14 protein-coding genes and 1 tRNA gene are annotated in these 14,697 nt (G+C 44.9%); 3 read left to right on the top strand and 12 right to left on the bottom strand.

Going from position 1 to position 14,697, the window contains the following annotated elements:
- Nucleotides 1-66 precede the first annotated feature (66 nt).
- From ASG24_RS03685 to ASG24_RS03645, 9 genes are all read right to left on the bottom strand, one after another.
- Nucleotides 67-2,316, bottom strand: coding sequence for an ATP-dependent DNA helicase (locus tag ASG24_RS03685; protein ID WP_055868448.1), 2,250 nt, complete (start codon nucleotides 2,314-2,316; stop codon nucleotides 67-69).
- A 95-nt stretch (nucleotides 2,317-2,411) separates the two neighbouring features.
- Nucleotides 2,412-2,696: a hypothetical protein gene (locus ASG24_RS03680; protein WP_055867957.1), complete on the bottom strand. Its 285-nt coding sequence runs from the start codon at nucleotides 2,694-2,696 to the stop codon at nucleotides 2,412-2,414.
- Between the two features lie 198 nt (nucleotides 2,697-2,894).
- Nucleotides 2,895-3,434 (bottom strand): cytochrome b, encoded by a 540-nt coding sequence (locus ASG24_RS03675; protein ID WP_055867954.1) that lies wholly within the window; start codon nucleotides 3,432-3,434, stop codon nucleotides 2,895-2,897.
- A gap of 42 nt (nucleotides 3,435-3,476) precedes the next feature.
- Nucleotides 3,477-3,971, bottom strand: a complete 495-nt coding sequence (locus tag ASG24_RS03670; protein ID WP_235562294.1) for a hypothetical protein — start codon at nucleotides 3,969-3,971, stop codon at nucleotides 3,477-3,479.
- Complete coding sequence (locus tag ASG24_RS03665; protein ID WP_055867948.1) at nucleotides 3,964-4,893, bottom strand: DMT family transporter; 930 nt, start codon at nucleotides 4,891-4,893, stop codon at nucleotides 3,964-3,966. The genes ASG24_RS03670 and ASG24_RS03665 overlap by 8 nt, the downstream gene beginning before the upstream one ends.
- Nucleotides 4,890-6,140: an NAD(P)-binding domain-containing protein gene (locus ASG24_RS03660; protein ID WP_055867946.1), complete on the bottom strand. Its 1,251-nt coding sequence runs from the start codon at nucleotides 6,138-6,140 to the stop codon at nucleotides 4,890-4,892. Before ASG24_RS03660 ends, ASG24_RS03665 begins: the two co-directional genes overlap by 4 nt.
- Complete coding sequence (locus tag ASG24_RS03655; protein WP_055867944.1) at nucleotides 6,137-7,345, bottom strand: hypothetical protein; 1,209 nt, start codon at nucleotides 7,343-7,345, stop codon at nucleotides 6,137-6,139. The genes ASG24_RS03660 and ASG24_RS03655 overlap by 4 nt, the downstream gene beginning before the upstream one ends.
- An 8-nt stretch (nucleotides 7,346-7,353) precedes the next feature.
- Nucleotides 7,354-7,857, bottom strand: a complete 504-nt coding sequence (locus ASG24_RS03650) for a GNAT family N-acetyltransferase (protein WP_055867941.1) — start codon at nucleotides 7,855-7,857, stop codon at nucleotides 7,354-7,356.
- Nucleotides 7,858-7,881: 24 nt separating this feature from the next.
- Nucleotides 7,882-8,694: a hypothetical protein gene (locus ASG24_RS03645; RefSeq protein ID WP_055867940.1), complete on the bottom strand. Its 813-nt coding sequence runs from the start codon at nucleotides 8,692-8,694 to the stop codon at nucleotides 7,882-7,884.
- Nucleotides 8,695-8,878: 184 nt separating this feature from the next.
- Here ASG24_RS03645 and ASG24_RS03640 point away from each other — a divergent pair, with 184 nt between their 5' ends.
- A complete protein-coding gene (locus ASG24_RS03640) occupies nucleotides 8,879-9,901 on the top strand; it encodes an isopenicillin N synthase family oxygenase (RefSeq protein ID WP_055867934.1) in 1,023 nt (340 codons plus the stop codon).
- Entirely contained in the window at nucleotides 9,898-11,091 is a 1,194-nt protein-coding gene (locus ASG24_RS03635) for a M20 aminoacylase family protein (protein WP_235562293.1), read from the top strand. The genes ASG24_RS03640 and ASG24_RS03635 overlap by 4 nt, the downstream gene beginning before the upstream one ends.
- Before the next feature lie 10 nt (nucleotides 11,092-11,101).
- On the opposite strand, the gene ASG24_RS03630 is transcribed toward ASG24_RS03635, so the two are convergent.
- A complete protein-coding gene (locus ASG24_RS03630) occupies nucleotides 11,102-11,815 on the bottom strand; it encodes a LuxR family transcriptional regulator (RefSeq protein WP_055867927.1) in 714 nt (237 codons plus the stop codon).
- Between the two features lie 370 nt (nucleotides 11,816-12,185).
- Between ASG24_RS03630 and ASG24_RS03625 the strand changes: the two genes are divergently transcribed.
- The gene (locus ASG24_RS03625; protein WP_235562292.1) at nucleotides 12,186-13,166 is read left to right on the top strand and encodes a helix-turn-helix domain-containing protein; all 981 of its coding nucleotides are present in this window, start codon (nucleotides 12,186-12,188) and stop codon (nucleotides 13,164-13,166) included.
- Between the two features lie 218 nt (nucleotides 13,167-13,384).
- Here the strand turns inward: ASG24_RS03625 and ASG24_RS03620 are convergent.
- A tRNA-Met gene (locus tag ASG24_RS03620) sits at nucleotides 13,385-13,461 on the bottom strand.
- Between the two features lie 81 nt (nucleotides 13,462-13,542).
- Nucleotides 13,543-14,628 (bottom strand): redox-regulated ATPase YchF, encoded by a 1,086-nt coding sequence (gene ychF / locus ASG24_RS03615; RefSeq protein ID WP_055867920.1) that lies wholly within the window; start codon nucleotides 14,626-14,628, stop codon nucleotides 13,543-13,545.
- Nucleotides 14,629-14,697: the final 69 nt, after the last annotated feature.

Genomic DNA, 14,697 nt, shown 5'->3' with positions numbered 1-14,697 from the left:
AACCTTATATGATTTTATGCGCTTCAATATGTTCATTTTTTTGAAGCTCTAGATTGAATGCAGACGTTAATGATCTGGGGACGGCCACCACTTAGGCAGCAGTTTTTTAATTTTGGATTGGTTGTAGCGGTCGTCCATTAAATGAATCACGCCACTATCATTGGTTGTGCGAATCACTCTGCCGGCTGCCTGGACAACTTTTTGCAATCCCGGATAGAGGTAGGTGTATTCATAACCCAAGCCAAATATCTTTTCCATTCTCAAGCGCATTTGCTCATTCACATCATTGAGTTGTGGCAATCCTAAGGTGGCGATAAAGGCGCCGATTAACCTGTCACCCGTTAAGTCAATCGCTTCACCGAATGAGCCGCCCAATACCGCAAACGCGATGCCTTCTGAAGTGAGGGTGAAGTCATTCACAAATTGCTGTTTATCCATTTCCGACATTACCCTCAATTGCGCGCGCGTTGGAATGTGGGGATACAAACTATTGAACAAGGATTGCACATCGTTCAGGTAATCAAAACTGCTCAAAAACAATATGTAATTGCCCGGTCTCTCGATGAACTGCTTTGCCACCAGATGCACAATCGGTTCATGGGATGAATGCCGCTCTTTGAACCTGGTTGAAATATGTCTGGCTACTTTTACTTTCAATTGCTTGGCGTCAAACGGCGATTCCACATCCAGAAAACTGGTATTTTCAGGAAGGCCCAGCATGTCATTAAAGAATGAGGAGGGGCTTAGGGTGGCTGAAAATAAAGTGTTTGAATTGGCTGCCTGGAAGCGGGGGGTTAAATGTTTTGCCGGAATCACATTGCGGATGCATAACGTGGCGTCTTGCTGAAACAGGCCGACACTGGTTTCGTTTTTAGTGATATCGAATAGGGAGTGATCCCCAAATGATTCAGCCAGTGTCGAAAACTGCAAGGCATCAAAATAGAAATTGAGCACTTTGGCATCATTGAAAGTTGGGTACTCCGCAAGATAATCAGTGATTTTTGAGATCACGCGTTGTAATGCATCTTCAAACTCTTCAGGGATATAGGGATACACTTCATAACGCACCTTCTGGCTACGGTTCAATACCGCCCAGCTGACATTCAGTTTCTCCAGTACACCTTTTAATGACTTGGGCACATGCGGCAGCATTTCGTTGAAAGCGCCATAATTCAATTCTGCACTATACATTTTGCGTGAGCGCTCGATCATGTTGTGCGCTTCGTCAACCAGTACACTGACTTTCCATTCATTGAGCACAGTGCCCGCATACAGCAAGGCATGCAGATCAAAATAGTAGTTGTAATCACCCACCACCACATCGCTCCAGCTAGCCAGATCCTGCGATAGGTAGTACGGACACACCTGGTGTTTAAGCGCAACCTTTCGGATGGTGGGTTTATCCATCATAGTTTGTTTAAGCGCCTCATTTCTGGCGTTGGGCAAGCGGTCATAAAAGCCATTGGCCAACGGGCATGACTCACCATGACAGGATTTGTCCGGATGCTCGCAAGACTTCTCGCGGGAGGTTAATTCCAGTGTCCTGATAGGCAAGCCTGGATTGGTCTTTTGTACCATTCTGATGGCATTTAATCCCAGCTCACGGCCGGATGATTTGGCAGTCAGGAAAAAGACCTTGTCCAGTTTGGCTTCTGGCATGGCTTTTAATAAGGGGAAGATAGTGCCCAGTGTTTTTCCTATGCCTGTGGTGGCCTGAATCAACTGGTGCCTTTGTTTCATGGCTGATTTATACACCGACTCTGCCAGCACTCTTTGACCAGTCCTGAATTCAGGATACGGGAAATTGAGTCTGGATAATTCACTATCCCTGCTGGCTCTGTGTGCCAGTTCCTGCTCCGCCCATACCAGCAACTTGCGACACAATGACTCAAAGAATGCTTGCAAGGTAGCTGCCGAATATTCTTCAACCAGCAGCGTTTTCTCTTTGGAAGTCACGTTGTAATACACCAGGGCCACGTTGATGGAGGGGAGCTCTTTCTCCATACACATCAGATGCGCATACACCTTGGCCTGCGCCCAGTGCAGCAACCTGTGGTTCTCAGGCATGCGGTCCAGATGCCCTTTATAGGTTTTCACCTCTTCCAGCTGGTTGAGCTCCGGGTCAAAGCCATCGGCCCTGCCACGCACAAAGATATTCTGGTATTCACCGGTGAGGGTAATTTCAGTCTGGTAATAATGCTCGCGACGGTAAGCCACGGCCAAATGACACAGCATGCCTTCGATGGCAGTGGGGGAAGGGGTAAATCGTTGATCCAGGCTACCGGTTTTGGCAGTCAGTTCACACAGCGTGCGCACAGAAATCACATACTTAAAGATGGCTTTAAGATCTTCTGAGATTGCTAAGTTTGCGACTAACTTAATGGCTGGCCTACTTTGGGGGATTTAGAATTTTAATTATCAAGCACGAGAGGCAGGTCCATTTCAATTCTTGCCAGTCTCTGCGCCATTTTGATTGTTGACTCATCAAAAAGGCTGATGTCAGTATCTGCGAGTGATATTTGCCTGTATTTTTCCAACGCATTTTCAAAAGGTGACTCTTTGATGAAGGCAATCAGTTCAGAGTACCTATCCCTTTGTCTGGTGTCTTTCGGATGGTTGTGTTCGCTGTAAATGTTTTCCAGATGCATGGAAAAACAGGCAATAAACTCTAATTCAAAACTATTGTTGATTTCCATGCGGGTAGTTACAAAATAGATTTTGATGAATTCAAGTACACTATTTTAAAGCTTTTTAGGTCAGTGAAGCTTTTTAGATTGTCGCCAGAGTCCCATGCGAAGCTACACTAGTTGATACGATTTCTTTGAACTTCTCAACTGCCTTTTCAATGCTTTGCTGGGCGGCTTTAAAAACTTATGTGCATCTGTTTTCTATCGTTACTCTGCAATCGGTTTTTCTTCTACTAAACCAAAAATTTGATGATAGATGGCCGCCGTAATGTGGATAGCGAACAGGGGATAAATCATGACTGAAATGAAATAGTGAAAACCTAATATTTTTTCGTAAATGGAAGCTTTTTCAAGCAATGGCGGTAAATCAAATATATTGAAAAAATGCAGTACTTCGCTTCCTGTCAGCAACATCAATACACCTAAAACACATTGTGCAATGATGATCACATAGATTGATCGGTGAAGGGAAAGCGCGAGCAGTTTTTGCCAGTTTTTGATGCTGTAAGAGTGAATAGGATTTGGATTCAGGTTTCGCCATGTGAACCTAGTGATCATGAGTATAAATAACATGATGCCTATTGAAGCGTGCAGGTTGATCAATTCCTGTTTTTCAGGACTAGGCGCTTGATCTGTAAACTGACTCGCCACCACAATAAGCGTTAACAGCATCGCAACACTGGTCCAATGCAAAATCCTGGCGATCAGACCATATTGCGTATGCGAGTTTTTAAAAGCAATGCCCATGTGGAATAACCCCAAGTTCTATAGCTTTACTCTAACGTCCATTTATTTGAGTGAGAATCTCAGTGTTTTAATTGCGGCCATCCCATAACCAAAGGTCGTTAAAGATAAGGTTGTGTAGAGGAACACCATAAAAGTCAGTGATTGAATTTTGGGGGCCATTGCTAATACAAGGAAAGCCGTTGGGTTGCCGATAGAACCAAGTGCCATTGGCCAAATAACAAATTTGGGTAATCTGATTTTTGATGCGTAAAAACCTAATAACAACATGGTCATCATCAAAAAGTCTAAATGGGCAGAGAGCAGGTTTTCGGTACTAGGGAATATATTCAGCATGTAAGGAATTTTCATGCCTCGCGTCATGACCAGGCACCATGCAAGCACCAGCCCGGTAAGTAATGTAATACAGGCTGTTCTCAATAAAATCACATTGCCTGCATGTTTATCTTCATTCATTTTTTGTTTTCCCTTGAAGTCTTTGTTTTGATTAACCGTAACGCTAATAGCGCCACTTCTTAAGTATCTATTCTGTTTATGCAATTCCTGGTTTCATGAGCTTCACTCTTATTTCTGCCAAGTAAACTCCGGTTAATCCCAATACCAGTGCTATTACGTGGTGCGGCAGGAAAGGCTCACCTAAGATAATGACGGCGAACATCGCCCCCAATGCCGGAACCAGGCAAGGGAACAAGCTAGCGCGGGAGGGGCCGATCAACTCTACTCCTCGCATATACGCTAATTGTGCTGTCAAGGTAGGCCCGATCGTTACGAACAGCAACACCCACCAGCCTGTAGAGTTTGGCCAATAGGTATAGCCTGCTGCCAATTCCACTATGAAGAGTGGTAAGGATGTAAGCAGGCCGCCGATAGCCATACCGAAAAAAAATACTAATGCCGGTAATGCTGGCCTTGTACGAATTGAAAGCGTGTAAAGGGCATACAGCATGCATGCCAGTATCATCGCAAGATCGCCCAGATTGAAAGAAAGCCGTAGCAGAGTTTCCAAATGGCCATGAGATGCAATGAATACCATGCTTAACAAAGCCATCAACATGCCAATGACTCTAATGCTATTGATCTGCTCTTTGAAGTAAAGCCATGCCCCAAGCATGATAAAAGGGGGCATGGAAGTTTGAAGTAAGGTGATGTTGACGGCTGAGGTTTTATACGCTGCGAGATAAAATAGAGCGCTGAACCCGGTGAATCCTGCAAATCCCAACCAAAGAAAGCGCACGGAGTTAGCTTTGAGTAGTGGCATGTGACGGTGTATGGGTTCTCGCAGGAATATAGCCAATACTGCGCACACCATTAGCCAGCGCAGCATGACTAAACTCATAGGCGAAATGTTGCCTGCTGCTATTTTGGCAGCGATGGCATTACAACCCCAGATTGAGGCCGTGTAAAGTAAAAGCAGCACGGGGCTGTGCCACAACTGATGGATGACTTTTTTGACAAGTGTCATCTTAAGTATTGCTCAGTAATGCCTGCTTGCTGATGGGCGACAGGGCGTTGCACCTGGCTTAACTCATCTGCCAAATGTCGGGATATGATTTTTGAGCTATATCCCGCGCCCAGGGCAAACCGCATCAGAGGACCAAAGTTATTGACCGTAGATGGTCCGGCGAAATACAACCCGCGTACGCTAGATTCGAAATGCCGGTTTAGTCGGGGGGTATTTCCTATGAGATGTATTTCCTTACGTATTCCTTGGCTCAAGAAATGAATACCCTCCAGGCTGGCTTTGTAGCCGGTCGCTGCAATCACATGATCAACCTCTATTTCGGAAGTTTTACCGTTTCTGTCGATAAAGCGTAAAGAGGCCTTATCTGCAAGTGAATGTGCCAAAATGAGGTGCTGCCCCAATATAATCGGTACTTTATTCAGGCGGTCTTGTATAAACCAGGCACCGGATGGGCCAAGAAAATTCTTGGCAATACGGATGCGCGCCTGCGCGGGCAAATAGCGAAAAAGCCCTGGAGCGGATGCACATAACAGGTTCTGCCATCCAGGTCCCAAACCCGACATAGGCGCTAAAATTCTGCTCAATAGTCCCCTGACTCGGCCTTCTTTCTGATTAAAGTTTAAAGTGCTGCGCCGAGCTAACAGTGTGGGCTTTGCACCAATTTCATTAAGTAATACAGCCATATCTATCGCTGAAGAGCCGCTGCCAATGATCGCTACTTTTTTACCTGAAAAATGACTGAGCTCATGATGTTGCGAGCTATGGGAATAATGCCTCTCATTTAAGGATTTCAAGGCAGCAGGCGTGTAGCGGAAATAGTCAATGCCCACTGCAAGTATCACCTTGCCAGAAGTGAACTGGTCGCCGTTGTCTAAAGTCAATTCAAACCCATCACGCAGTTTTTCCATCTTGACTACTTTTGCCTCCTCAAGATGAGGCGCAAACTGTTGTTGAAAGGCAATGCCATATTTGGTAAATAACTCTAGGGAAATGGGTAAGCCCTCATCCTCATAAGGGATGTTATTTTGCCTGCAATAATCTTTAAGCCTGAACTTGTGTTCTGGATCAAAAAGAGTGGCAGACAATCCTGCAGACTTCAGATGCATGCCCTTGGGCATATGTATGCGCCAGGTATGCATCGGGCTACCTATAATGCGGAATCTGAGGCCCAGGTGTTTGAGATGTGCAGCAATAGAAAGCCCATACGGTCCTGCGCCAACGATAGTAATTTCGGTGGATGCACTCATTCCAATCTCCTGTCCATAGTACTGTTCTTAAATCGATAACCTGTGGGGAAAACAAAGTCTTTGCCGGCTCTTGTCGCTTCAAGAAATGCTTCAATCGTTGGCGTGGTATAGCCCACAGCGCCTTCCCGAATAGCCGTTGCGGAAATGCAGTCGGAGCGCACAACTGGATAAGGATAGATATCACCTGATAACTCAAAGATGTTACGTACCCATATTCCACCCACGTCGCTACCATGCATGCCATGCAGTGGTTCACCTGGCGCCAAGGCTTCTTTCACTATGTCCAGCAAAGCAAAAAAACCACCATGATCATAAATATGAGGAAGATTGAGCACTTCAACTTTATCCTGAAGACCTGCATCAAATATCGCGGCTTGTAGTAATTGCTGGCGTAACTCATATTCATAAAATTTTCGGCCGGTTGGGAAGTAATGTTTATGGGGGTCAGCCAGCTTAGTAGTGCTATATACGCGCATTCCCGCTTCCTCAACCATACTGAGTTCTCCTTTTTCCAATGCCACTCTATGTAACTTGGGAACGGTAGTAGGATGTATATAAACCTTGCGTAAACCGCGCTGCTGGATAGCTTGTTGCAAAATCTTTACGTGGGTTTTATGGACTGGATTAAAGCTTCCAAAAAACACACCTACTCCATGCTTTGGATAGAACATAGAGCGAAAATCAGAGCAGATGCTTTCAACCAGCGTAAAAATCCATTGCACGGCTAGACCAATCGCTAGCAGTAAGGCCACTGGCTTAATCAAAATTAAGGTAATAAGTATGGATGCGCTACAAAATGCCAGTAATGAGTTGCCGGCTCTATCGCCCCATCCCCTGTAGGCGGCGGCGGTTGCTAGTGAATGCAATCCGGAAGATGCCATTATAAGGATGAGTATGAATACCCCGTTCGCAGCCGATGAGGTGGCTATTGCCTGGATTAATAACACTAGAGGAATATGCCATATCAGCCTTAACACCCGAGCCGGGGTCAGAAAGCCCAACTTTAAATTCACCACATCTTCAACATCCAGAATGCCTTTGATATATCGCGGTATGATTTGTAGGCTGATGAACATTACCAATGGATAAGCTAGCAATGTAAACGCCACGCCTATTAATTTGGGCGCGAAAAATAAATAGGGAGTTGATAAAGTTAATCCTGCATATAGCCTTGAACGGTGTTTGATCCAGAATGTTTTAAACATATGCGCTCCTAGTTTCTAGTCATAGCAATATGTGGAATGCGGTCTTCGATGTAGGGCTCACCTTCTGCGACAAATCCAAACTTGCTGTAAAAGTTTTTGAGGTATAACTGGGAAGAAATACAAATAGGCGTTCCATGGCGTATGGAGTCCAAATATTCCAGGCCTAGTCCAACCAGGGTATGACCTATCTTCCCGCCTCGTAATGATTGCTTTAATACCACTCTGCCCATGCTAAAACTGTCGGGTTTAAATAACCCTTTTGGCACCAAACGAAGATAAGCGACAAGTTCATTGTTCAGATAACCCATTAAATGTGTACACTGCATGTCCTTACCATCAATGTCGATGTAAGGCACATCTTGTTCGACGATGAAAATACTTTCTCGGAGTGCCAGGATTTCATAAAGCTCCTGAATTTTAAGTGACTCAAAATCCCTGAAACACCAAACCAGCTTGGTGCTCAGGTCATCATTAATCAAATTTGCCTGCATGGCATCATTGGTTATATGCATACTTGTCGTCTCCTGAGCATTGCTTCACACTGCATCCGACAGGCCGTACAGCAGTGTCGCTGTGCGCCCATAATCCGCTACCGGTGTCGATTGAAATGCCAGGTTTACCACTGACCGGCGTTCACCTGAGCGCTTGAGCGGGCATACGCGATGCAAATTGATATCAGCCCTTAACAAATAGGCGTCGCCACTGTTGTGTGAGTGTCTGTCCACCATCCCATTCTCTTCAGCCCACAAAATGAGATCTTGAATATTGCTATCCGGCTGGCGCTGTTTTCGCCTGCAAATATCTTGCCAGTTAGAAATAAACTCAACTTCGCCTCCACCTCCTTCCAATGGGCTTTCGGCAAAAATAATCAAGGCATAGGCCGGGTCATCCAGGTGCCAGCCGTGAGTGTCTCCACTGTTATGCAGGAAATTGGCCACCATATACTCTTCAGGATGTGTACATGTATAAATGCGGCGACCTGTGAGCTGTTCAACGCAACCACGCAACGCATAGTGATGGTACAAAGTGTAAAGTACAGGGGAGTAGGATTTAATTTGGCTACCTCCGGCGACTGAAAGTTTGCGGGGAGTCTGGTAGCCTGGCATTTCGAACTTCTTGCGGGATGCGAAAAACTCAAGTTGCTCCATTTCATCGCGAAACACAGCTAAAGCATCTTTGGAGAGAAATGAAGGCAGCTTGACGTAGCCAGAGCGGGCAAATTGCTCGCGCATATCAAGTAATTCATCCGCCAAAAAAAACTTGGGTGTGATGAGTTCGTATAGGTCTACATTCCTGCTGAAGTCGAGTAAATTTACTGGTTGTTCAATTGCAGCAATCGTATCTTGCACAGTATCTCTCCCATTATTCGAGGCGATAGCCCCAATGTCGATGAGGTTGTTGGGTATATCCTGTTTGCAGGAAAACTACATTGGATTATAGGAATTGGAAGCGGTGAATTAACCTAGTAAATGTGCTAGGTGTATGTCTTCAGGGAAACGCATATGATCCCTTTCCATATCGAGGGAGGGGACAATGGACGACAATCATTTCACGGAATTAGAAATACCGATTATTGACATTGCCGACTTGCGAAAGCCGGGAACAACAGGATTGTCTGAAGTTGCGCAGCAACTAGGCAGGGCGTGCCGGGAAGTGGGATTTTTCTATATAAAGAACCATGGTATTGAAGAAGGGCTGATACAGCAGACCTTTGAAATGGCCGACACCTTCTTTTCTCAGCCTTTGGATGCCAAGTTAGATTATTCAATGGAAAAACATAGTAAATGCTTTCGCGGCTATTCCCCAGTGCTAGCAGAACTTGCAGACGGGAAACGTAATTCTTATGAGTTGATGGAGTTCAGCGTAGATTTTCCACCAAATGCACCGGAAGTTTTAGCGAAAATGCCTATGCATGGCCCTAATATCTGGCCGCAGATTGATGGTTACCAAGGTATTTTGACGCGGTATATAGACGAGATGAACCGGCTGGGGTTTGATCTCATGCGAGGTATCGCCATTAGCCTAAACCTTGATGAACATTACTTTTTCAATGCATTCAATGGACGTTCATTCTGGCAATTCCGTACGGTTAATTATCCTAAATCATCCGAAATAGGACAGATGGCAAAGAAAATGCCAGAACTTGAAAAGCGTATGGAGGGTATTGAAATCGGTGACCATAACTGTGGGGCCCATACCGATTACGGCTGTTTGACGATTTTATTAGCAAACAATCCCGGTTTGCAGGTTCTGAGTAAAAACAATATTTGGTTTGATGCGCCGGTGATAGAAAATGCTTACATCTGCAACATAGGAGACATGTTGCAATACTGGTCCAGAGATGCGTATGTCGCGACTAAACACCGTGTGCTTACCAATATTCCCCGCTTATCCTTACCATTCTTTTTTCAGCCTAATTACGACAGTGTGATTGAGCCTGTTTCTACCATGCAAGGATTGCCCGGTAAGGCATATCCCCCCATTCAGTACGGGCCATATGCTTATAAAAATTATCGAGGGATTTATCCTGCCTGCCCCACCTACGAAGGTTCATGACCATCATGATGAATCTTATTCCTGATGTTGTGGAACAGTCCAATGCATTCAAGAGTATCCGTCGCCACATACATGCTCATCCTGAAATTGCGTTTGAAGAGTACGACACTAGCAAACTGGTGGCCGGCATGCTTGAGGAGTGGGGCTTGGAAGTTCATCGAGAGATTGCTGGAACAGGGGTGGTAGGCGTACTCCGAGGGCAGGCTGGAGCTAAGTCTATTGGCTTGCGTGCGGATATGGATGCTTTGCCAATGCAAGAAAACAATACCTTTTCGCATTGCTCACACAACAATGGAAAAATGCATGGCTGTGGTCATGATGGACATATCACTATGCTGCTTGCAGCCGCGAGATATCTTTCTTTGAACCGAACTTTCAAGGGTGCCATCAATTTTATCTTCCAGCCTGCAGAAGAAGGGGGTGGGGGAGCGAAACGTATGATAGAGGAGGGGTTGTTTGAGCGATTCCCCTGTGACGCAGTGTTTGCCTTACATAACTGGCCTGGTCTTCATGCTGGCGAATTTGCTACCCGATCCGGGCCTATTATGGCTTCATGTAATCAATTTAGCATCACCGTTCATGGCAGAGGTGGGCATGCAGCCATGCCACAACATACTATCGATCCTATTCTGGCGGCAGCTAACATTGTCAGTGCATTACAGTCTGTTGTGAGCCGGAATACTTCTCCGCTAGACAACGCAGTCCTATCTGTGACTAGCCTGCAAGCAGGTAGTAGTTTTAATATCATCCCCGATCACGCTCGCATAGGAGGTACGGTGCGTACTTTTGACATGACAGTATTGGATATGATTGAGAAGCGTATGGAGGATATTTCAAAGTTAACTGCACAAGCGCATGGCTGTCATGCGGAATTTAGTTTTCATCGGCAGTCTATCGCTACAGTTAACGATGCTGACCAGACTGCATTTGCCTCAAGTATCATGAGTGCTATTGTAGGCTCTGAAAACGTCAATACAAATATCGAGCCAACCATGGGGGCTGAAGATTTTGCTTACATGTTATCTGAAAGGCCAGGGTGCTATGCTTTTATTGGCAACGACATGCAAGCAAAAAATAGCCGGAATTTTGGCTTGCATCATCCTAGTTACGATTTTAACGATGATGTTATTTCATTGGGTGCCAGCTATTGGGTGAAACTGGCAAATGCTTTTCTTGATGGTGCCCATTAATTGCCAGCAGTCAGACAGAAATTAAGCCACAACGCATTGCTTTGACGACAGCCAACTGGGTGCTACCAACATTGAATTTATTTCTTATGTTCGAGAGATGAAAATTAATAGTTGACTCAGAACAGCTTAGTATTCTTGATACTTCCCAACTGGTTTTTCCAGCGGCACACCAATTGATGACCTCCTTCTCACGCGGTGTCAGGTGTGCGGAACGATAATTCAAATGATTGTTGAAGGATTTCGACAATTCAAACACATAGTCTTTGAAAAGGGACAGCATAGGAATCGAGTTTGAAATATGCTCCTTTTTAATCTTGCTGATTGGTGTATTCGTTGCGAAATTCATCATACCAAACTCCCCATTAGCACCATGTATTGGGAATACCAAGCCTGAATTTAATCCAAACCTCTCTCCTTGCTTATACATAATTTCTTGTGAAGGCGTCGAATAATCAGATTCATCCCAGAGCATGGGGAAGTGTGAGGAATAACAATGCTGGACTATTGGATCAATATCACAATAGTGATAAACATTATAAATAGAACACCATCGGTCATCATAATTAGTAAGCACAAAGGCTTTATCCATAGGGCTGAATTTATTTGGTAGGACTCTGAAATTGCATTTTTCAAAGCCGTAACTTTCTGCCCAACGAAAAACAGCTACAGACAGCTGATCCAAGCTTTTTAATTCAAATAATCCTGCGAATTGATTTATATGCATCTCACTCTCACCTGTTTCACTGGGTTGCTATGCACTGCTCAGGCTACCCATTAATTTCACTATTCTCAGTTGTTTACTTCCAGCTACCGTGGCATGACTTCATATTGAATTGATTTCGTGACTGCAAAGAATGACGAATGATTTGTTTTTTTTAAGTACCCTTCAGTGGCCAACTATTTCAAAATAAGATATTTGTATTTATTTAAATTTAAAAAATAACATTAGAATGTGATTGATTAATTTTCTCTAAGGGAGTGGCTAGGATAATCGACCGCATATTGTTCGCTTGACTGAAACGGTATTAAAACTTGACTTAAACGGAGGCATCTCACGTACGTGTTGAGATGTTCGCATCTTTAGAAGGAGGGATATGATGCAGCAGACTTCACAATTAGTAACTGAAACTAGGCGCAGATTCACCACTGAAGACATACAACCCTGGCATCGCAAAGCCTGGTTGCGTGAAGTGATTGGTAGAGAATATGCCGATGTCGAGATTATTCCACCCTCAACAATGCCGTTGTTCAATGAGATGACACTTTATCCCTGGCAGGATCTTCAGTTATCGGTCATTCACTCCAACAGTCTCACCATAGAGCGAGGGGCACGCGAAATCAGCCATCCCGATCTTGATAACTACTTTGCAGTTGTATTGTTAAAAGGACGTTATAGTTTGCAGCAACAGGGTAAAGAGGTGTTTCTTAAACCGGGTGATATGACAATCTACGATGCCACTCGCCCTCATCGTATCCATTGTCCTGATGCTTTTTCTAAGCTAATTGTGACTATCCCGCGTGTTTTACTGCATCAGCATTTACCTATGGCTGGGCATTACACTGCGATGCGCCTGGATGGTGAGCGGGGGATGGGCGCCATACTTTCACCCTTGATACGTAATTTGAATGCTCAATTGAACTATCTCTCAACGAAAAGCTTTAATCATAGTGCCAATACGGTGATTGAACTACTTGGATTAACTTTGAGTGAGCTGGCTGAATCTCCTGTACCGTTATCCAGCAGTCGTTCGTTGTCATTGCTCAGAATCAAACAGTGGATAGCCAATAACCTGCATGACAGCGAATTAAATAGTGAAAAGATCGCAGCTGCTACTGGCTTATCTTGCCGTTATATCAATCAATTATTTGCTGAGGAAGATACTTCCTTGATGAGGTACGTTTGGCAGCAACGATTGGCAATGAGTGCCCAAAGCATGTTGCGTCCATCTTTGCAGCATCGGAGTATTTCCGACATTGCATTGACGTGTGGATTTAATGATTTTTCACACTTCAGTCGTGCATTTAAGAAGCAGTTTGGTCAATCTCCAAAAAGTTATCGAGAGTGTGAAAAGTAGAGATGCAAAGGCGATATTTTCAATGACATCAAGCACAGCATCCCCTTTCAGTATAGCAATGCTGTTTTAGATAGTTAGTATCTTTAACGAAGTAATAAAAATTAATTTATGGCGTGACCATATAAGGAATTAGCTGACACGATGTATAGCCCTATCGCCGAATTCAAGGCAAAAAAATAAGCCACTGATTTATTAAATCAATGGCTTATTTAAAATTTTGGTGGTGAAAGAGGGACTTGAACCCTCGACCCCAGGATTATGAATCCTGTGCTCTAACCAGCTGAGCTACATCACCATTTGAAAGACCGCGATTATAGCAGTTGTGTCTAGGGACGACAACAATCGTTTATAGTGTTTTCGCAGTCTTTTAAGTCAATTAAACATTGAAGCGGAAGTGCATGACATCGCCGTCTTGCACGATGTATTCCTTGCCTTCCAGACGCATTTTGCCTGCTTCCTGCGAGCCTTTTTCACCTTTGTATTGCACGTAGTCGTTGTAGGCGATCACTTCGGCACGGATAAAGCCGCGTTCGAAGTCGGTGTGGATGACGCCAGCAGCTTGCGGTGCGGTAGCACCTTTTTTCACAGTCCATGCGCGGACTTCCTGTACGCCGGCGGTGAAGTAGGTTTGCAGGCCTAGCAAATCGTATGCGGCGCGGATGACGCGGTTGAGGCCTGGTTCATCCTGGCCGAGTTCTTCCAGGAACAGCAGTTTGTCTTCTTCGTCCAGTTCGGAGATTTCACCTTCGATTTTGGCGCAGATAGTCACGACGGGTGCTTTCTCGGTTTTTGCCAGGGCTAATACTTTGTCCAGGTGCGGATTGTTTTCAAACCCACCTTCAATTACGTTGGTGATGTACATCACTGGTTTTACGGTGATCAGGCACAGCGGTTTCAGCAATGTTAGTTCATCAGAATCCAGGTTCAGTGTGCGTACGGCTTTGGCTTCGTTCAGGCACGGTAATACCTTGTCTAATACTTTTATGAGTGCGATGGCGTCTTTGTCGCCACTTTTGGCTTTTTTGCCTTCGCGCTGCATGGTTTTTTCTACGGTTTCCATATCCGCCAGTGCCAGCTCGGTATTGATGACTTCAATATCGGCCAGCGGATCGATTTTGCCAGCTACGTGAATCACGTTGCCGTCTTCAAAACAGCGTACGACGTGGGCAATGGCATCAGTCTCGCGGATATTGGCGAGGAATTTGTTACCCAGGCCTTCACCTTTGGAAGCGCCGGCAACCAGACCGGCAATATCTACGAATTCCACAATGGCAGGCTGGACTTTTTGCGGCTTGACCAGGTCGATCAGCGGTTGCAGGCGGTTATCCGGTACTTCAACAATGCCAACGTTAGGCTCGATGGTACAGAAGGGGTAGTTTTCTGCGGCGATGCCGGCTTTAGTAATTGCATTAAACAGGGTGGATTTGCCTACGTTTGGCAGGCCGACAATACCGCATTTCATAATGGAATGGCTTTCAGTGTGTGCTGCCGCACAAGATTTTTGCGGCTGGCATTGAATAAAAGTGATATT

The organism is Methylophilus sp. Leaf414, assembly GCF_001425425.1.
In the GTDB taxonomy this organism is placed as follows: Bacteria; Pseudomonadota; Gammaproteobacteria; order Burkholderiales; family Methylophilaceae; genus Methylophilus.
Note: the sequence above shows the minus strand (reverse complement) of the source record. Positions and strands in the feature narration are given on the sequence as shown.